This window comes from Acidovorax sp. FG27 (genome assembly GCF_040365715.1).
Taxonomy (GTDB): domain Bacteria; phylum Pseudomonadota; class Gammaproteobacteria; order Burkholderiales; family Burkholderiaceae_C; genus Paracidovorax.
In genome coordinates, this window is record NZ_BAABVY010000009.1 from 877,810 (window position 1) to 897,906 (window position 20,097).

13 protein-coding genes, 2 tRNA genes and 3 rRNA genes are annotated in these 20,097 nt (G+C 60.8%); all 18 read right to left on the reverse strand.

Annotated features, from left to right (window positions below):
* Positions 1 to 214: 214 nt before the first annotated feature.
* Entirely contained in the window at positions 215 to 1,849 is a 1,635-nt protein-coding gene (ntrC, locus tag ABWV53_RS10940; protein WP_353365746.1) for a nitrogen regulation protein NR(I), read from the reverse strand.
* A gap of 57 nt (positions 1,850 to 1,906) precedes the next feature.
* Positions 1,907 to 2,914 carry a nitrogen regulation protein NR(II) gene (gene glnL / locus ABWV53_RS10945; protein WP_502903870.1) on the reverse strand — a complete coding sequence of 336 codons (1,008 nt, stop codon included), beginning with the start codon at positions 2,912 to 2,914 and terminating at the stop codon, positions 1,907 to 1,909.
* Between the two features lie 194 nt (positions 2,915 to 3,108).
* Entirely contained in the window at positions 3,109 to 3,633 is a 525-nt protein-coding gene (locus ABWV53_RS10950) for a hypothetical protein (protein ID WP_353365748.1), read from the reverse strand.
* A 232-nt stretch (positions 3,634 to 3,865) separates the two neighbouring features.
* The gene (gene glnA / locus ABWV53_RS10955) at positions 3,866 to 5,281 is read right to left on the reverse strand and encodes a type I glutamate--ammonia ligase (RefSeq protein ID WP_353365750.1); all 1,416 of its coding nucleotides are present in this window, start codon (positions 5,279 to 5,281) and stop codon (positions 3,866 to 3,868) included.
* Positions 5,282 to 5,443: 162 nt separating this feature from the next.
* Positions 5,444 to 6,265: a competence/damage-inducible protein A gene (locus tag ABWV53_RS10960; RefSeq protein ID WP_353365752.1), complete on the reverse strand. Its 822-nt coding sequence runs from the start codon at positions 6,263 to 6,265 to the stop codon at positions 5,444 to 5,446.
* Complete coding sequence (locus tag ABWV53_RS10965; protein ID WP_353365754.1) at positions 6,262 to 7,179, reverse strand: EI24 domain-containing protein; 918 nt, start codon at positions 7,177 to 7,179, stop codon at positions 6,262 to 6,264. Before ABWV53_RS10965 ends, ABWV53_RS10960 begins: the two co-directional genes overlap by 4 nt.
* Positions 7,180 to 7,213: 34 nt before the next feature.
* Positions 7,214 to 8,251, reverse strand: a complete 1,038-nt coding sequence (locus ABWV53_RS10970) for a sterol desaturase family protein (protein WP_353365756.1) — start codon at positions 8,249 to 8,251, stop codon at positions 7,214 to 7,216.
* Between the two features lie 53 nt (positions 8,252 to 8,304).
* The gene (locus ABWV53_RS10975; protein ID WP_353365758.1) at positions 8,305 to 9,123 is read right to left on the reverse strand and encodes a polysaccharide deacetylase family protein; all 819 of its coding nucleotides are present in this window, start codon (positions 9,121 to 9,123) and stop codon (positions 8,305 to 8,307) included.
* Between the two features lie 12 nt (positions 9,124 to 9,135).
* Positions 9,136 to 10,083, reverse strand: coding sequence for a YVTN family beta-propeller repeat protein (locus ABWV53_RS10980; RefSeq protein WP_353366698.1), 948 nt, complete (start codon positions 10,081 to 10,083; stop codon positions 9,136 to 9,138).
* A gap of 196 nt (positions 10,084 to 10,279) precedes the next feature.
* Positions 10,280 to 11,017, reverse strand: a complete 738-nt coding sequence (locus ABWV53_RS10985; protein ID WP_353365760.1) for a 16S rRNA pseudouridine(516) synthase — start codon at positions 11,015 to 11,017, stop codon at positions 10,280 to 10,282.
* A 111-nt stretch (positions 11,018 to 11,128) separates the two neighbouring features.
* Positions 11,129 to 11,241: ribosomal RNA gene (rrf, locus tag ABWV53_RS10990) — 5S ribosomal RNA — on the reverse strand.
* A gap of 142 nt (positions 11,242 to 11,383) precedes the next feature.
* Positions 11,384 to 14,261: ribosomal RNA gene (locus tag ABWV53_RS10995) — 23S ribosomal RNA — on the reverse strand.
* A gap of 358 nt (positions 14,262 to 14,619) precedes the next feature.
* A tRNA-Ala gene (locus ABWV53_RS11000) sits at positions 14,620 to 14,695 on the reverse strand.
* A 32-nt stretch (positions 14,696 to 14,727) separates the two neighbouring features.
* Positions 14,728 to 14,804: transfer RNA gene (locus ABWV53_RS11005), tRNA-Ile, on the reverse strand.
* Between the two features lie 96 nt (positions 14,805 to 14,900).
* Positions 14,901 to 16,433, reverse strand: a 16S ribosomal RNA gene (locus ABWV53_RS11010).
* Together the 16S, 23S and 5S rRNA genes with 2 tRNA genes alongside form the textbook arrangement of a ribosomal RNA operon.
* Positions 16,434 to 16,901: 468 nt before the next feature.
* The gene (locus ABWV53_RS11015) at positions 16,902 to 17,426 is read right to left on the reverse strand and encodes a phosphoribosyltransferase (protein ID WP_056668212.1); all 525 of its coding nucleotides are present in this window, start codon (positions 17,424 to 17,426) and stop codon (positions 16,902 to 16,904) included.
* 51 nt (positions 17,427 to 17,477) lie between these two features.
* Positions 17,478 to 18,854 carry an adenylosuccinate synthase gene (locus ABWV53_RS11020; protein WP_353365763.1) on the reverse strand — a complete coding sequence of 459 codons (1,377 nt, stop codon included), beginning with the start codon at positions 18,852 to 18,854 and terminating at the stop codon, positions 17,478 to 17,480.
* A gap of 12 nt (positions 18,855 to 18,866) precedes the next feature.
* Positions 18,867 to 20,030, reverse strand: a complete 1,164-nt coding sequence (locus tag ABWV53_RS11025; protein WP_353365765.1) for an ATP phosphoribosyltransferase regulatory subunit — start codon at positions 20,028 to 20,030, stop codon at positions 18,867 to 18,869.
* Positions 20,031 to 20,097: the final 67 nt, after the last annotated feature.

Genomic DNA, 20,097 nt, shown 5'->3' on the forward strand with positions numbered 1-20,097 from the left:
TGGCGGGACGGTCGCCAGGAACCTGTTCGTCTCGATTGCTATACCATTGATAGCAAAAAGTGCTTATGGAATAAGCGCTGGGAGGCAAATTGGCACAAAGGCCAGGTCACCAATCGACCACGCCGTGAGCGACGCGCGCCAGAAATCGCTGCTAGACGGGGTCCTGCCATGACCCCGTGCTGGCCGCGACGCGGATCGCCCGAAGGGCGTCTTGCTAGGCTTCGTCCGGCGCGTCCAGCCCCAGTTCCTGGATCTTGCGCGTGATGGTGTTGCGCCCGATGCCCAGCCGTTGGGCCGCCTCCATGCGCCGGCCATGGGTGGCGTGCAGCGCCGTGCGGATCAGCCGGGATTCGAACCGGCGGCTGAGCACGTCCCACACCTCGGCCTGCCCGCCGGACAGGAGCTTCTGCGCTTCGGCTTCCAGGGCCTGTTCCCAGCCGGCCTGAAGCGCGGGCGCGGCCCCGGCAGGCGCGGTGGCGTGGTCCTGGGCGATCGGTGCGTAGGCACTGCCGGCCAGGCCCGTGGCTGCAGGGAGGTTGGCTGGCACCGTGGGCGGCGTGGGGGACTCTGCGTGGCGGGCCGCGTCGGCACCCTGCCCCGACTCGGCCGTCAGCCCCGTCGTCCACGACGCGGCCGGCGCCGCGGCCACGGCGGTTTCGGTGGCCGAACGCGGAGCGTCGAGCACTTCGGGCGGGAGGTCCTGCAGCGAAATCACCTGCGCCGGCGCCATCACCGTGAGCCAGTGGCAGATGTTCTCGAGCTGCCGCACGTTGCCCGGGAAGGAGAAGTGTTCAAGGCGCTGCAGCGCGGCTTCGGCAATGCGCTTGGGCTCCACGCCCAACTGCCGCGCGCTCTGCTGCAAAAAGTGGCGCGTGAGCATGGGCACGTCTTCATGGCGCTCGCGCAGGGCAGGCAGCCGCAGGCGAATGACGTTCAGGCGGTGGAACAGGTCTTCGCGAAAGCCGCCTTCCTTGACCCGGCGCTCCAGGTCCTGGTGGGTGGCGGCGATCACGCGCACATGGGACTTGACGGCGGCATGGCCGCCCACCCGGTAGAACTGCCCGTCGGACAGCACCCGCAGCAGCCGCGTCTGCAAATCGAACGGCATGTCGCCGATTTCGTCCAGGAACAGCGTGCCGCCTTCGGCCTGCTCGAAGCGGCCGCGCCGCTGCGTCTGCGCGCCGGTGAAGGCGCCCCGCTCGTGGCCGAACAATTCGGACTCGAGCAGGTCCTTGGGAATGGCGGCGGTGTTGATGGCGACGAATGGGCCGCCCGCCACGGGCGAGTGCTTGTGCAGCGCCCGCGCGACCAGCTCCTTGCCGGAGCCGGACTCGCCGGTGATCAGCACCGTGACCTGGCTCTGGCTCAGGCGGCCGATGGCGCGGAACACGTCCTGCATTGCGGGCGCCTGGCCCAGCATCTCGGGCGTGGCGGTCTGGCGCTCCTCGGTGACTTCCTCGCGCTGGCTCTCCTCGACCGCGCGGCGGATGAGCTCCACCGCCTTAGGCAGATCGAAGGGCTTGGGCAGGTATTCGAAGGCGCCGCGCTGGAAGGCCGAGACGGCGCTGTCCAAGTCGGAATAGGCCGTCATGATGATGACGGGCAGCCCCGGCTGCTGCTGGCGCACCTGCTCGAGCAGTTGCAGGCCCGAGCCGCCGGGCATGCGGATGTCGCTCACCAGCGCCTGCGGCCCCTGACGGGCGGGGTCGCCGGCGGCGATGTCGGCGAGCGCGTCGAGCACCTCGCGGGGGTGGGTGAAACTGCGCGTGGGCAGGTTCTCGCGCGCCAGTGCTTTCTCCAGGACGAAGCGGATCGAGGGGTCGTCATCTACTATCCAGATCGGCTTCATGTGTTGGTTCTACCTTGTTCCCGTTGGTGGCTGTCTGTATGTCTGTCTCTCGGGACCTCAAGGCAGGGGAATGAGGATGCGGAAGTCCGTGCGCCCCGGCACGCTGTCGCATTCGACGAGCCCGTGATGCTGCTGCACGAAGGTTTGCGCCAGCGTCAACCCGAGTCCCGATCCTCCGTCCCGACCCGTCACCAAGGGATAGAAAATCCGCTCCTTGATGGCCTCGGGCACGCCTGGTCCGTTGTCGATGACATGCAATTCCAGTGCCAACCGGTAGCGCTGGCGGCCGAACGTAACCTGCCGCGCGACCCGGGTGCTCAGCACGATTTCCGCATCGCCCTGGGCGATGCGCTCGGTCAGCGCCTGGGCGGCGTTCTGCACGATGTTCACCAGCGCCTGGATGAGCTGCGCCCGGTCGCCGCGGAACTCGGGGATGGAGGTGTCGTAGTCGCGGCGCACCCGCAGACCGTGCGGAAACTCCACCAGCACCAGTGAGCGAACGCGCTCGCACACCTCGTGGATGTTGACGTCGCCCACCAGGTGCGGGTGCCGGTGCGGCGCCAGCAGCCGGTCCACCAGGCTTTGCAGGCGGTCGGCTTCATGGATGATGACCTGCGTGTATTCGATCAGCTCGCGGCTTTGCAGGTCCATCTCCAGCAGCTGCGCCGCGCCGCGGATGCCGCCCAGCGGATTCTTGATCTCATGCGCCAGGTTGCGGATCAGTTCCTTGTTGGCCAAGGCCTGCTCGCGCAGGCGCTCTTCCCGGTCCTGGCGCGCCTGGGCTTCCAGCGGCCAGAGCTCGATCAGTACTTCGCCGCTGTGCTCGGCGATGGCCACGCTGACGTGCACGGGCAGCGATTCCTGCGGCGGACGGCGCAGCCCGGCTTCGAACCGCAGTGCGGAGAAGTCGCGCTCGCGAGCACCAGCCAATGCGGTTTGCAGCAGGGCCGGGTCGGTGAAGAACACGCTGAAATCAGCCCCGTCGAGCGTGCGGCGCGACAGGCCCAGGCAGGTTTCCAGCGCGGCGTTGGCAAACAGCACCGCGCCATCGTCGGCGCGCAGCACGGCGACCAGGGTGGAGACGAGGTCGAGCGCAAGGTAGCGCGAGGTGTCGGTTTTCGGCAGACGATTCCCTTTCTGGATGGCATGCGGCCCGCAGGCCGGCACTGGGGCCGCCGACAGGCCTTAAGGCTGAAGGTGCGCGGGCCGATAGGGCGCCGCGCTGGCAGGCACACGCCAGGTGGCGTGAACCGCGCCGCTCAGTTGGCGGGGGGCAGCCGGGCGAGTTCGCGCTTGATGCCGGCTACGTCGCTATCGGCACGGGCCAGGCTCGCCTTGAGCGCGGCCAGCCGGTCCTGGTAGGCCTGGGTATTGCGCAGTTCCAGCGCGGACTTTTCCGGCATGCCGTTGTTGTATTCGCGGGCCAGTTCGGCCTGGCGGGCTTCGGCCTTGCGCAGCTCGGATTCGAGGATGGCGCGGGCGTCGGAGTCGCGCGCCCGCTGGTCGGAGGCTCCGACCCGCGGCGTGTTGGCCGGCGCGGACGCGGAACCGCCGGACGATGCGCTGCTTCCGCCACCACCACTACCACCGGACGAGGGAGCGGCGGCAGGCCGCTGGCTCTGCAGCACCGTGACGTTGCCGCCTTCCACCACCTTGCAGCCTCGCTCCTTGGCTTGCGTCGCGTTGTTGGTGTACTCGTTGCCGCAGCGGTAGATGCGGTCTTGCGACCAGGCCGCCGGCAGGCAGGCGCACAGCGTCCACAGCGCGATCAATGTCTTTTTCATGGGTTCCTCACATGGCATGCAAAAGGCGCATGCCGGGCTGCGGGGAGTATCCCCCAATCGCCCGGCAGCGCCAATTCTTCCCGCCCAACGCGATCGGTTCGCGGCGGGTTGACCCTTCAGGCCCTTGCGGCACGGCCAAGTTCCTCTGCCACCAATGAAAAAGGCGGCTTGCGCCGCCTTGTGGTGGTCCGAGCGCACGCCGGCTGAGCGGCGCCGCTTCGGCATCGCTGGATTACAGCGAGTAGTACATGTCGTATTCGACCGGGTGGGGAGCCATGCGGAAGCGCGTGACTTCGCTCATCTTCAGGTCGATGTAGGCGTCCAGCATGGAATCGGAGAACACGCCGCCCTTGGTCAGGAAGCCGCGGTCCTTGTCCAGGTACTCCAGCGCCTGGTCGAGGCTGTGGCACACGGTCGGCACCAGCTTGTCTTCCTCGGGTGGCAGGTGGTAGAGGTCCTTCGTGGCGGCTTCGCCCGGATGGATCTTGTTTTCCACGCCGTCCAGGCCGGCCATCATCAGTGCGGAGAAGCACAGGTAGGGGTTGGCCGATGGGTCGGGGAAGCGCGCCTCGATGCGGCGGCCCTTGGGGTTGGCGACGTAGGGGATGCGGATGGATGCCGAGCGGTTGCGGGCCGAGTAGGCCAGCTTCACGGGAGCTTCGAAGCCGGGCACCAGACGCTTGTAGCTGTTCGTGCCGGGGTTCGTGATGGCGTTCAGGGCACGGGCGTGCTTGATGATGCCGCCAATGTAGTACAGGGCGAAATCGGAGAGGCCTGCATAGCCGTCGCCGGCGAACAGGTTCTTGCCGTCCTTCCAGATGGACTGATGCACATGCATGCCGGAGCCGTTGTCGCCAGCGTAGGGCTTGGGCATGAAGGTGGCGGTCTTGCCGTAGGCATTGGCCACGTTCCAGACCACGTACTTCAGGACCTGCGTCCAGTCGGCGCGCTCGACCAGCGTGCTGAACTTGGTGCCGATCTCGTTCTGGCCAGCGCCCGCCACTTCGTGGTGGAACACTTCGACCGGGATGCCCAGGGATTCGAGGATCAGGGACATCTCTGCGCGCATGTCTTGCGTGCTGTCGACCGGGGGCACGGGGAAGTAGCCGCCCTTGACCGTGGGACGGTGACCGCGGTTGCCGCCTTCGAGCTTGGCGCCGGTGTTCCAGGGGGCTTCGTACTCTTCGATCTCGAACATGACCTTGCCGGGTTCGTTGGACCAGCGCACGCCGTCGAAGATGAAGAATTCGGGTTCCGGACCGAAGAAGGCCGTGTCGCCCAGGCCGGAGGCCTTCAGATAGGCTTCAGCGCGCTTGGCGATGGAGCGAGGATCGCGGTCGTAGGCCTTGCCGTCGCCCGGCTCGATCACGTCGCACTGCAGGAACAGGGTCGTCTCTTCGAAGAACGGGTCGATGTTGGCCGTGTTCGGGTCGGGCATGAGTTGCATGTCCGACGCTTCGATACCCTTCCAGCCCGCCACGGACGAGCCGTCGAAGGCGTGGCCCGACGTGAACTTGTCTTCGTCGAAGTGGGAGACAGGCACGGTCACGTGCTGTTCCTTGCCACGGGTGTCGGTGAAGCGGAAGTCGACGAACTTGACTTCGTTTTCCTTCACCAGCTTCATCACGTCTGCAACGGTCTTGGCCATCAGGATCTCCAGGATTTAAGCGCTTGTTAAAAACGACGGGTTAAAAGCAGGTTGCGTGCCAAGAGCACGCCGCCATGCACTAAGGCGGAGCACGGCGGCTGTCGCTGCCGACTTCGCACATGCGAATCCGAAATGGTGCGTCATTCACACTTCGTTCACATATCAGGTGTTTCGCACCAACTCAGGGCCAAGTACTGCACCAACAAGGTGCAGCTCATTCACCAGCATAGCCCAGGCTGAGGGCACCAGCGGCGCCGGCCCTTTCACACCCAATTCGATGTGCCGGCCATGTACGGGATGGTCCACGCTCGGAAGGCTGAAGACGCGGATCGGTGCGTGAGCCTGCTCGATGCGCTCCATTAGCGGAGTCAGGCTGGCCTCCATCGAACCATAGACGACCACGGAATGTTCGGTCTGCGGTTGCTGGTTGAACCACTGGCTGCAGTGATGCTCCAGCACCCATTCGACCATGGGCCACGCCATGACCGGAAAGCCCGGCACGAAATGCACTTGCGCCCCGCCCTCCCCGCGGCATGAAAAGCCCGGGATCTTGTTGTAGGGGTTGGGGATGATGGCAGCGCCTGCGGGGAACACGCCCATGTTCAGGCGGTGGACGTTGTCGGCGCGGTCAGGTTCGTAGGGAACGCCCTGCTCCCGCGCGACGTCCTGCATGCGCTCGCGGATGAGCTGCTCGGCCTGCGGGTGGAGCAGCAGCGGCTGACCCAGTGCGCGGGCGGCGCATTGGCGGGTGTGGTCATCGGGCGTGGCGCCGATGCCGCCGCAAGAGAACACGATGTCTGAAGACGCGAAGGCGCGCTGCAGTGTCGCGGTGATGCGCGCTGGATCGTCACCCACATAGTCGGCATACGACAGCGCCAGGCCACGCGCGCCGAGCAGCTCGATGACCTTGGGAAGGTGCTTGTCGGCGCGCTTGCCCGACAGGATTTCGTCGCCCACGATGATGAGGCCGAAGGAAGGAATCATGGTGCGTCAGAGGAGGAAGCTGGGGCCTGCGGCGCCGGCGCATCGGCTGTGATGCGGACTGCAGAAGACGGTGACGGAACGACCGGCGGAACATCCGCTGCGCCCGCGGCGAATTCTCCGCGTTCACGGCGCAATTGCTCTAGCGCGGCGAGCGCGTAGTGGGTGAACCAGAGGGACGAGAAGGCGAACACCAGCGTGTAGATCCAGATGGCGACCGGCACGAGCACGATGAAGGCTGCCGCGAACACCACGCCCGACGCCCAGACGATGCCAGGTGCCGCGCCGAGGTAGCCGCACAGCACGCCCATGCCCAACAGCTGCAGCCGATGACGGCTCACCAGCGTGAGCCGCTCTTCCTTGCTGGCGTGTTCGGCCAAGGCGTCGAACGTCATCACGCGGTAGGTGAGCCAACCCCAGATCAGGGGCGGCAATACCAGCACCAGTGGCGGCACCAGCCACAGCGGCACCGAGATCAACAAGGCCAGCAGCGCGGCCAGCGTGGAGCCCAGCGACCAGGCCAGGCTTGCGATGAAGGACCCACCCCGCTTGCGCTCGAGCGAGGGGAACCGGCGCTCGGCGACCAGCCGGACCAGGGCGGGCGTCATGAGCACGGCCACCGCCAGCACGGCGAGCAGCACGATGACCGGCGTCGCGGCCACGACGACCAGCAAGGGCGCCAGCGCTCCGGCCGCATCGCTCACGCCGAATTGGCGCAGCCAGCCCCACAGCAATCCCAGCCAGTCGGAACTTTGCAGCGATTGCTGGACGCTGGCGACGGCTGGGGTCCACCACAGGTAGCCCGCAGCCCAGGCGATCAGTCCGATCAGGAGCAACGGCAGCAGCGACAGCGCCATGACCCGCGGACGCAGGCAGTACACGGCTGCGCGCCAGAAGGAGTCGAACAAAAATCTCATGGTCCAAGCATAGCGCCAGCGCGGATGGCCCCTTTCAGGCTCGCCCGCACAGACGCAGCAATCCGCGCCACTGCTGCGACCAGAATCCGCGCCCGTAGTCGCGCACCTGGCCGGTTGGCCCGGGCTCCACCTGGTCGCGCACACCGGTGGGGTCGTATCTGAGCTCGAAGTTGGCGGTGCGAAAGAGCATGTCCCACCAGGGCAGGAGCACGCCGAAATTGTGCCCACCCAGCACGGGCTTGGGGGCTTGCGGCCCGCCGGGGCCGGCAAGCGACCGGGCAGCGTCTCGCTCCCCGGGTGCCTCTGCGGGGTGCGACTCGTGCCCTATGCCGATCGCGTGGTGCAGCCGATGGAAACGCGGGCTCACCCACAGCCGCTCGCCCACGCGGCCGAACCACACGCGCACGTTCGCATGGTGGAAGTTCTCGCTCAACTGCGTGATCGCCACGATGGCGACGAACTGGCCCGGCGCCACGCCGATCAGCTGAGCCACGGTGACGATGACGACGTCGTGGATCACATCGTCGAGCAGGTGGTTGCGGTTGTCGCTCCACATCGTCATCTGCCGTTGCGAGTGGTGCAGCGAATGCAGTTTCCACCACCATTCGAAGTGGTGCTGGCCCCGGTGGATCCAATATTCGAGCGCGTCGAACACCACCAGGTAGATGAGCAGGCTGACCAGCGGGAGATCGGTCACGCCCGGCCAGAGGTTGTCGAGGTGGAACGTGCTGACGCCGTGCATGCGCAACCCGCTCCACAAGGCGTCCCACAGGGGTGTGAACGCGAAGAACAGTGCGAGGCGGAACAGCCCGAGCCGATGGATGAGCGTGTAGATCACATCCACCCGGATGGCGGCCCGGTCCGTGACGGGTTCGGCGGGCCTCCAGCGTTGCAGCGGCGCGATCACCGCCAGCATGACCAGCAACTGCAGCAACCCGACGAGAAGCCAGCCGGTGGCGTCGTAGCCGTCCTCCAGCAGATTGGCCAGGCCGAAGGCGAACATCAGCGGCTGCACGACGGTCTCGAACAGCCACTGCTGCGCCATGTCGAAGCCATTGCCCAGAAAGTCCATGGTCAGTCGTCCAACGAAGATGCGTTCATCACCCGTGAATGGTGCGCGGCCGCTCAGGGCCTGCGCTGGATCCAGTCGCGGTAGTCGGGGTGGTCACGCAAGGTCTTGAAGCAAAAACCCCGATCCTTCAACCCGACGATCAGCGGCTCCAGCACGGCCGGCGCCCAGGGGTCCTTGCGCGACCAGATGCCCAGGTGGGCCAGCAGGATGTCGCCGGAGCGCACGTTGCGCAACGCCTGCTGCAAAAGCGCGGCATTGCTGACCTTGTCGCTCGAAAGCTCATCGCCGAGAAATCCGGAAGGCGACCACCCGACATGGGCATAGCCACAGCTGCGCGCGGATGCCAGCAACTGCGGTGAAGTCTTGCCGCCCGGCGCACGGAAAAACGGCAGGGGCGCCTTGCCGGTGATCTGCTGCAGGCGCCGCGCCGCGCGGCCGATCTCTTCGCAGTATTCCGGCGCGGTCATCACGAATTCCTGCCCTTCGCGGGGACCGGCGGAGGGACGAATGCGGAAAGCCGGTGCCGAGGGCTTGCCCGCATCGCCGCGCCAATAGGCATGGTCGAATGTGTGCGAGGCAAATTCGTGGCCTTCCGCGGCGCGCGCCTTCCACCACGGAGCCCAATGACTTCCGAGGCTGCCGTCTCCGACCTGGGTTCTTTCATTGGCGGCGAAGAACGTGACCACGACATGCTGCCGCTTCAGGACGTCCGCCACCAGATCCGCCACGCCCATGTGGCCCGTGTCCAGCGTCAGATACAGTGGTTTTTCACAAGACTTTTCGGCGTTGGCGCTAGTGGATAAAGCGCTCAGCGCTATTAATACAGGAGCAAACCAGCTGCTGGGCCAACGCAGGCGGGGCAACGATCGCATCGTCGCGGCCGATCAGCGCCCTGCATGGCGCAGGGTCCACACGCCATGGGGCGACTTGCCCACGTTCACCGATCGCACGACCTTGCGCTCCTGCGTGTCGATGACCAGCATCTTGCGAGCCCAGCGCGCGCTCACATAGATCCAGCGGCCGTCGGGCGATACGTCCATGCAGTCAGGCCCGCCGGGCGCCGGATACACATCCACGACCTGGCGGTTCAACATGTCGATCTTGCTGATGGTGTTGGCGACGCGGTTGCTGACGAAGAGGTGGCGGCGGTCACCCGCCGCACGGAATGCGTGAGCGCCCGCGCCGGTCTTGATGCGCTGGATGGCACGGGGTTCGGGGCCGGACACATCAAACACCTCCACGCTGTCTCCGCCGGTAAGGCCGATGAAGATGTGCTTGTCATCCGGGCTACCGTACACGTCCGCAGGCATCGGGCCCGTCTTGATCCGCCATTTGATCTGCTGTGTCGCCATGTCGATGGCGACCAGCTCATCGCTGTCCTGCATGGTCGAATACACGGTGCGGCTCTGACTGTCGATCCAGAGGTGGCTCGGGGTCTTGGCGGTGGACACCCGTTTGGCAAGCGTCAAGTCCTTGCCATCCCAGCGATAGAAGTCCACGTGGTTGAGCCGGTTGGCCGCCGTCACCAGCCATTTCATGTCGGGCGAGAAGCGCAGATGGTAGGGGTCGACGATTCCCCGCACCGTACGTTGCACCTGGGCAGTCTTCGGGTCGATGAAGGTCAGCGAATCGCCCAACGCGTTGGCCACCACGAGCGATTTCTCGTCGGGGGTCAGGTACATGTGGTGCGGCTCCTTGCCAGTCGGGATGCGCGAGGTTTCTGTCCATGTCGTCGGGTCGATGACGCTGATATCTGCTTCCAGCGAATTCAGCACGAAGACGGGGGGCGCAGGATCGGCCGCATGGGCACCGGACAACACACACCCCAACATCAGCGCCACCCACCAGCGCCCACACAGCAGAGATTTCACGTAAGACTTTCCAGAACGGATTTGTTCACCCCACCAGGTTCTCGCACCTCGGTGGAAAAGCACGCATTAGAAGCGAAAACCAAGTGTCCCCACGACAGGTTCGAAATCTGTGCCGAAGTTCCTGGGGGCTCGAAACGGTGGTTCGTTGCTGCCCGCCCTAGCGGAGCAAGGCCAGCTCGTCCGCCCCGAGCCAGCGCCACTGGCCCGGCAGGAGATCAGGGGGCAGCGCCAATCCACCGATGCGCGAACGGTGCAGGCTTTCCACGCGATTGCCCACCGCTGCGAGCATGCGTTTGACCTGGTGGTACTTGCCCTCCGTCAAAGTCAGCGCCAAGAGCCTGTCGCCCTTTTGGTCACATTCTGCGGCTTTCACGGGCTTGGGATCGTCATCGAGCACCACCCCCGCCAAAAGCCGGTCGATTTGCTGGGCGTCCAGTGGGTGTTTGGTCGTCACCTCGTACACCTTGGGAACATGCTTTTTCGGCGAGCTCATCCGGTGGATGAACTGCCCATCATCGCTCAGCAGCAGCAGGCCCGTCGTATCCTGATCGAGGCGGCCCACTGCCTGCACCCCCACTACCGCAGTCTTGCTGGGACGCTGGCGAAGGGGTGCCGGCAGCAGGGTGTAGATGCTGGGATAGGTGGAAGGCTTTTGCGAGCACTCGGTGCCAGCGGGCTTGTGCAACACCACATAGGCTTTGGCTTGGTATGGCCACTCGACACCCTGCACTCTGAGTGTCAAACCCTCTTCATCACATAACGCAGCAGCATCCTTCTCCAGGCTGAAGGACGCCGCACCATCAGGCCGCACTTCCACATACCCTTGCTGGACCAGACCCGCACACACCCGGCGAGTGCCAAAACCCTGGGAATACAAAATGTCCTGCAATTGCATGGAAGCGTCGCCTTCGATTGATTGCTCAAAGAGCCTTGGGTGTTTTTTCCGTCCTCCCAAAGCAAACCGCCCCGAGCACTTGCGGTGCACGGGGCGGATTGGGCTGTAAGAGCCTGACGATGACCTACTTTCACACGGGAACCCGCACTATCATCGGCGCGAAGTCGTTTCACTGTCCTGTTCGGGATGGGAAGGAGTGGTGCCAACTTGCTATGGTCATCAGGCATAAAGGGTTGCTGCCGAGTCTCGTGTTTGGAGACAGGGCGGCGAATTCATAGAGTGGTCATCAGCTTTTTGTGTTTTTGACTGCGTCACTTGGCATAACTCTTTGTCTGCAACACGCGGATGGTGTTGAGTCAAAGTTATAGGGTCAAGCCGCACGAGCAATTAGTACTGGTTAGCTTAACGCATTACTGCGCTTCCACACCCAGCCTATCAACGTCCTGGTCTTGAACGACTCTTCAGGGGGCTCAAGGCCCCGGCAGATCTCATCTTGAAACGAGTTTCCCGCTTAGATGCTTTCAGCGGTTATCTCTTCCACACTTAGCTACTCGGCAATGCCACTGGCGTGACAACCGATACACCAGAGGTGTGTCCACTCCGGTCCTCTCGTACTAGGAGCAGGCTTCCTCAAATCTGCAGCGCCCACGGAAGATAGGGACCAAACTGTCTCACGACGTTTTAAACCCAGCTCACGTACCTCTTTAAATGGCGAACAGCCATACCCTTGGGACCGGCTACAGCCCCAGGATGAGATGAGCCGACATCGAGGTGCCAAACACCGCCGTCGATATGAACTCTTGGGCGGTATCAGCCTGTTATCCCCAGAGTACCTTTTATCCGTTGAGCGATGGCCCTTCCATACAGAACCACCGGATCACTATGTCCTGCTTTCGCATCTGCTCGACTTGTCAGTCTCGCAGTTAAGCACGCTTATGCCATTGCACTATCGTCACGATGTCCGACCGTAACTAGCGTACCTTCGAACTCCTCCGTTACGCTTTGGGAGGAGACCGCCCCAGTCAAACTGCCTACCATGCACTGTCCCCGATCCCGATAAGGGACCTAGGTTAGAACCTCAAACACACCAGGGTGGTATTTCAACGTTGGCTCCATGAGAACTAGCGTCCTCACTTCAAAGCCTCCCACCTATCCTACACAGATCTGTTCAAAGTCCAATACAAAGCTACAGTAAAGGTTCATGGGGTCTTTCCGTCTTTCCGCGGGGAGATTGCATCATCACAAACATTTCAACTTCGCTGAGTCTCAGGAGGAGACAGTGTGGCCATCGTTACGCCATTCGTGCAGGTCGGAACTTACCCGACAAGGAATTTCGCTACCTTAGGACCGTTATAGTTACGGCCGCCGTTTACTGGGACTTCAATCAAGAGCTTGCACCCCATCATTTAATCTTCCAGCACCGGGCAGGCGTCACACCCTATACGTCCACTTTCGTGTTTGCAGAGTGCTGTGTTTTTATTAAACAGTCGCAGCCACCGATTTTTTGCAACCCCGTTTAGCTCCGTTTGTACAACTTCACTGACTAGGGGCATACCTTCTCCCGAAGTTACGGTATCAATTTGCCGAGTTCCTTCTCCTGAGTTCTCTCAAGCGCCTTAGAATACTCATCTCGCGCACCAGTGTCGGTTTGCGGTACGGTCGTCAATAGCTGAAGCTTAGTGGCTTTTCCTGGAAGCAGGGTATCACTCACTTCGTCTGCAAGCAGACTCGTTATCACCCCTCATCTAAGCCCGGCGGATTTGCCTACCAGGCACGACTACAGGCTTGAACCAACATATCCAACAGTTGGCTGAGCTAACCTTCTCCGTCCCCACATCGCACTATTGATCGGTACAGGAATATTGACCTGTTTCCCATCAGCTACGCATCTCTGCCTCGCCTTAGGGGCCGACTCACTCTACGCCGATGAACGTTGCGTAGAAAACCTTGCGCTTACGGCGAGGGGGCTTTTCACCCCCTTTAACGCTACTCATGTCAGCATTCGCACTTCTGATACCTCCAGCATCCGTTACCAGACACCTTCACAGGCTTACAGAACGCTCTCCTACCACGTGCAATAAATTGCACATCCGCAGCTTCGGTAACTGGCTTAGCCCCGTTACATCTTCCGCGCAGGACGACTCGATCAGTGAGCTATTACGCTTTCTTTAAATGATGGCTGCTTCTAAGCCAACATCCTGACTGTTTTAGCCTTCCCACTTCGTTTCCCACTTAGCCAATTTTAGGGACCTTAGCTGGCGGTCTGGGTTGTTTCCCTCTTGAGTCCGGACGTTAGCACCCGGTGCTCTGTCTCCCAAGCTGTACTCTTCGGTATTCGGAGTTTGCCTTGGTTTGGTAAGTCGCCATGACCCCCTAGCCAAAACAGTGCTCTACCCCCGAAGGTAATACTTGAGGCACTACCTAAATAGTTTTCGGAGAGAACCAGCTATTTCCAAGTTTGTTTAGCCTTTCACCCCTATCCACAGCTCATCCGCTAGTTTTGCAACACTAGTCGGTTCGGACCTCCAGTACCTGTTACGGCACCTTCATCCTGGCCATGGATAGATCACTTGGTTTCGGGTCTACACCCAGCGACTGGACGCCCTATTCGGACTCGATTTCTCTACGGCTTCCCTATTCGGTTAACCTTGCCACTGAATGTAAGTCGCTGACCCATTATACAAAAGGTACGCAGTCACCCTTGCGGGCTCCTACTTTTTGTAAGCATGCGGTTTCAGGATCTATTTCACTCCCCTCCCGGGGTTCTTTTCGCCTTTCCCTCACGGTACTGGTTCACTATCGGTCGATGATGAGTATTTAGCCTTGGAGGATGGTCCCCCCATATTCAGACAGGGTTTCTCGTGCCCCGCCCTACTTTTCTCTAACTTAGTACCACACGTCCGCTTTCGCATACAGGGCTATCACCTGCTATGGCCGGGCTTTCCATCCCGTTTTGCTAACAGTCGTGCTATCACTAGAAGGCTCCTCCGATTTCGCTCGCCACTACTTTCGGAATCTCGGTTGATGTCTTTTCCTCGAGCTACTGAGATGTTTCAGTTCACCCGGTTCGCCTCGCATGACTATGTATTCATCATGCGATACCTCTTGCGAGGTGGGTTTCCCCATTCAGAAATCTCCGGATCAATGCTTATTTGCCAGCTCCCCGAAGCTTATCGCAGGCTTTCACGTCTTTCGTCGCCTATCATCGCCAAGGCATCCACCACATGCTCTTAGTCACTTGACCCTATAACTTTGACCTCTCTTGCGAGATGTCTCCGCTGTTGTCTGGACTTGCGAGGTCTTTCACCTCGCGCGTTATGCCGTAATGTGAATAATTCCTCGATATCACTATCAAGAAACATTCGTCATTACTGAATTTCAACTAGCTTTCGCTCATTGAATATTCGTTTTGACGCAATCAAAAAATTGTCATCAGAGGCACGGTCTGCACTAAACCTTATACGTTTGTGCAGTTTCCTCTGACAACGCTGATTCGACTCTATGAATTTTTAAAGAACAGCCGATTGATCCGAGCAATCTCGGTCAACAACAAAGTGGCCTCTCGCGAAGCCGCTTTGGTGTTGATTTTCTCGATAAGTGGTTGGTGGAGGATGACGGGATCGAACCGACGACCCCCTGCTTGCAAAGCAGGTGCTCTCCCAGCTGAGCTAATCCCCCAGTGATCCTCGTGCATCCGTCGTCAGGAAGTATGGTGGGTCTAGTTGGGCTCGAACCAACGACCCCTGCGTTATCAACACAGTGCTCTAACCAGCTGAGCTACAGACCCATTCCACTCGCCAGCAAGATCGCTCTCGCCAGCCAGCAGCTTCTTCTTCCAACAACCGATAAGTGTGGGCGTTCAATATTGAATGCAGTTTTCCAGAAAGGAGGTGATCCAGCCGCACCTTCCGATACGGCTACCTTGTTACGACTTCACCCCAGTCACGAACCCTGCCGTGGTAAGCGCCCTCCTTACGGTTAGGCTACCTACTTCTGGCAGAACCCGCTCCCATGGTGTGACGGGCGGTGTGTACAAGACCCGGGAACGTATTCACCGTGACATTCTGATCCACGATTACTAGCGATTCCGACTTCACGCAGTCGAGTTGCAGACTGCGATCCGGACTACGAACGGCTTTATGGGATTGGCTCCCCCTCGCGGGTTGGCGACCCTTTGTACCGTCCATTGTATGACGTGTGTAGCCCCACCTATAAGGGCCATGAGGACTTGACGTCATCCCCACCTTCCTCCGGTTTGTCACCGGCAGTCCCATTAGAGTGCCCAACTGAATGTAGCAACTAATGGCAAGGGTTGCGCTCGTTGCGGGACTTAACCCAACATCTCACGACACGAGCTGACGACAGCCATGCAGCACCTGTGTTACGGCTCTCTTTCGAGCACTCCTCTATCTCTAAAGGATTCCGTACATGTCAAAGGTGGGTAAGGTTTTTCGCGTTGCATCGAATTAAACCACATCATCCACCGCTTGTGCGGGTCCCCGTCAATTCCTTTGAGTTTCAACCTTGCGGCCGTACTCCCCAGGCGGTCAACTTCACGCGTTAGCTTCGTTACTGAGTCAGTGAAGACCCAACAACCAGTTGACATCGTTTAGGGCGTGGACTACCAGGGTATCTAATCCTGTTTGCTCCCCACGCTTTCGTGCATGAGCGTCAGTACAGGCCCAGGGGATTGCCTTCGCCATCGGTGTTCCTCCGCATATCTACGCATTTCACTGCTACACGCGGAATTCCATCCCCCTCTGCCGTACTCCAGCAATGCAGTCACAAATGCAGTTCCCAGGTTGAGCCCGGGGATTTCACATCTGTCTTACATTACCGCCTGCGCACGCTTTACGCCCAGTAATTCCGATTAACGCTTGCACCCTACGTATTACCGCGGCTGCTGGCACGTAGTTAGCCGGTGCTTATTCTTACGGTACCGTCATGACCCCAGGATATTAGCCCGAGGCTTTTCGTTCCGTACAAAAGCAGTTTACAACCCGAAGGCCTTCATCCTGCACGCGGCATGGCTGGATCAGGCTTGCGCCCATTGTCCAAAATTCCCCACTGCTGCCTCCCGTAGGAGTCTGGGCCGTGTCTCAGTCCCAGTGTGGCTGGTCGTCCTCTCAGACCAGCTACAGATCGTCGGCTTGGTAAGCTTTTATCCCACCAACTACCTAATCTGCCATCGGCCGCTCCATGAGCGCAAGGCCTTGCGGTCCCCTGCTTTCATCCGTAGATCGTATGCGGTATTAGCAAAGCTTTCGCTCCGTTATCCCCCACTCTCGGGCACGTTCCGATGTATTACTCACCCGTTCGCCACTCGTCAGCATCCGAAGACCTGTTACCGTTCGACTTGCATGTGTAAGGCATGCCGCCAGCGTTCAATCTGAGCCAGGATCAAACTCTACAGTTCGATCTTGATTTTTTCGCTCTTGCGAGCAACTCATAAAAAAGAATTGAAGTGAACTTCACTTCTTATCTCATGAGCGTTTGTAGTGCTAAGCACTAGTTCCAAAGAACTTGGCACTCGCCATCAAACGCCCACGCTTATCGGCTGTATATTTTTAATGAACCGAAAGATCAGAAATCGCTTTCTTTTCTCTCCAACTCCGCTGCAATCAGCAGAGCCTCAAATTCTAGCACAGTTTTTAAAGAACCGTCAAACTTTTTTCTTTTCGCCTTCCGAGCAGTCCGCCGTCTCCAGCAACCCGCCTCATCAGCGAAGCCTTGAATTCTACACCGGTTTTTCAACCCGTCGCAACTCAAAACCGAAATCTTTTCCGCCAGCACCACCGAACTTCCAAAGAACCTCTGCAGCGCCGAGAGAACAAGTGTACATCAGAATTCAGGGCAGCGCGCAAACATCCAAACTTCTTGTAGGTCAGACTCGCCACTTTTCCAGCAACTTGGCAGGGCTGAGGCTGTCGTACCCTTCAAATGGCTGGTGGATCCAGGGATTGCTGGGCAGGAACTCGACGGAATAGTCGGGCGTGAACGTTGACAATCCCTTCGTCCAGATCACCGCGCTGCGCAGTTCCGTGATCGGCGCGTAGTTGGTCTTGAGCATGGAGATCACAGCATTCAAGGTATGGCCTGAGTCCGCCAGGTCGTCCACCAACAATACGCGTCCGGCAATCTCGCCCTTGGGCGTCGTGATGAAGCGGGCCAGATCGAGATGGCCTTGCACGGTGCCCGCTTCGGCACGATACGAACTCGTGGACATGATGGCGAGCGGCTTGTCGAAGATGCGGCTCAGGATGTCTCCAGGGCGCAGACCACCTCTTGCGAGACACAGGATCGTGTCGAATTCCCAGCCGGACTGATGCACCTTCAGCGCCAGCTTCTCTATGAGGCTGTGGTACTCGTCATAGCTCACGTACAGGTGCTTGCCGTCTTCCGTCAACATAGTAGGTCCCAAGTAATTAAGCCAAGCGCACGACACCGAAGTCGGGAGACATCAGTGCGCTGCGTAGGGGTTGTCCAGGAGGATGGTGTGATCTCTGTCGGGGCTGGTGGAGATCATGGCGATGGGCACACCCGTCGTTTGCTGGATGCGCTCCAGATATTTGCGCGCTGCTTCGGGCAGCTTCTCATAGCTGGTCACGCCCACGGTGGACTCAGTCCAACCGTCCATCGTTTCGTAAACCGGGGTGCAGCGTGCGATCTCGTCCGCGCCCATCGGCAGCAAGTCGATGCGCTCACCGTCGAGTTGGTAGCCAACGCAGAGCTGCAGTTCCTTCAGCCCGTCCAGCACGTCGAGCTTGGTGATGCACAAGCCGCTCAAGCCATTCACCTGAGCGCTTCGCTTCAAAAGTGCAGCGTCGAACCAGCCGCAACGGCGGCTCCGGCCCGTCGTGACACCCTTTTCCGCACCGACCGTGCTCATGTGGTAACCCGGAGTGCCGGGTGCTTCCCAATCCAGCTCGGTCGGGAAAGGACCGCCCCCGACGCGTGTGCAGTACGCCTTGGTGATGCCCAGCACGTAGTGAAGCATGCCCGGGCCCACTCCTGCACCTGCTGCCGCGTTGCCGGCGACGCAATTGCTGGAGGTGACGTATGGGTAGGTGCCATGATCCACGTCCAGCAACGTGCCCTGGGCACCTTCGAACAACAGGTTGTCGCCTGCCGCGTGGGCCTCGTTCAGTTCACGCGACACGTCGGCCATCATGGGCAAAAGCAGCTGGGCATGGCGCATCGCTTCTTCGTAGACAGCCTCGAATACGACCTGTCCATCCTGAAGATAAGGCTGCAGAGCGGCCGGGAAAACAAAATCGCCGGAGTGGAGGAAAGATCGCAGCACGTGGTTGTGCAACTCCAGCAGCTCGCGCAGCTTCGACGCGAATCGCTCGGGATACTTCAGATCCTGCACCCGCAGGGCTCGGCGCGCGACCTTGTCCTCGTAGGCTGGCCCGATACCACGCCCCGTCGTTCCGATCTTTTCGGTGCCACCATGTTCACGGGCGGCTTCCCGCGCCACATCCAGGGCAGCGTGGAAAGGCAGGATCAAGGGGCACGCTTCGCTCACGCGCAAGCGTGAACGCACTTCCACACCGGCCCGCTCCAGGCCCTCGATTTCTTCGAACAACTTCGCGGCGGACAGTACAACACCGTTGCCGATATAGCACTTCACGCCAGCGCGCATGATGCCGCTGGGAATCAGGTGCAAGGCGGTCTTGACGCCGTTGATGACGAGGGTATGGCCAGCGTTGTGGCCACCCTGGAACCTGACGACACCTTTCGCACTTTCCGTGAGCCAATCGACCAGTTTGCCCTTGCCTTCGTCGCCCCACTGGGTGCCCACCACGACGACGTTACGACCTTTGCTTGCTTTCATTTCTTACCCAATTCAATTTTCAGACAACTGGACAGACCGGACGGTCCAACGTCCATCCACTTGATGGAGTTCCCTATCGCACTGGAACTCGTCGACTTCGCTCTCGTGGCCCGGCAGTACACAGACCACTGTTTCACCCTGCCGCCGCAATTCGGCAATGACCTCGTCAGTGCCAACGCCCCGCCCCCAAGGCGCGCGAATGGCCGCCTTGAGAGGGCGTGGCGAGATCACACTTACCAGCTGCTTGATGTCGAGGCTGAAACCCGCTGCCGGCCGGTTCCGGCCGAACACCGCACCCACTTCGTCGTACCGACCGCCCCGCACGAGCGCATCGCTGGCGCCAGGCGCGTACATAGCGAATCGCACTCCGCTGTAGTAGGCGTATCCGCGCAGGTCCGCCAGGTCGATGGTGACCCGCGGATGCTGGAGCCTCGATGCCAGTGCCCGAAGGTCGTTCAGCACCTCGGAGACGCCAGGCACCGCACCCAAAGTCTTATCGGCCTCGTGCAGCACGCCGAGATCTCCATACAACTGCAGCAGCGTCAGGAGATGCTCTGCAGTCGGCCGTGGCAATCCGTTCGTAGACTCGCGCAGAGCACTCTCATCCTTGGTGGCCAGGGCATGCTGAATGGATTGCACGTGATCCTGGTCCAGACCGGCCCCCGCCAACAGACAGCGAAGAATCCGCACATCGGCCAGATCCACACTCACATCGTTCACCTGCGCCACGGCGAGGCACTCCAACGCGAGAAGCGCGCTTTCGACCTCTGCCTCGATGCCGGCATGGCCGTAGATTTCAGCGCCAAACTGCAGTGGTTCGCGGGTCGCATGCGGCTTGTCGGGCCTCGTGTGGAGGACAGGGCCACAGTAGCAAAGGCGGCTGACTCCACGGCGATTCAACAGATGTGCATCGATGCGCGCCGCCTGCTGGGTGGTGTCGGCACGCAACCCCAGCGAGCGCCCGGACAGTTGATCCACCAACTTGAACGTTTGAAGTTCCAGTGCCTGCCCCGCACCGGTGAGCAGGGATTCGAGATGCTCCAGCAGAGGCGGCATGACCAGCTCATAGCCGTAGCTACGTGCCTTGTCGAGCAACCCTCGGCGCAATTCTTCGATATGCCGCGCCTCGGAGGGCAGCACATCAGCAATGTGATCCGGCAGGACCCAAGCGGACATGAGAAAAGGGAAGGCTGTTAAAAACGTGATTCTACCGGGCAACGGTGGAAATCACGTGGATCCGTGG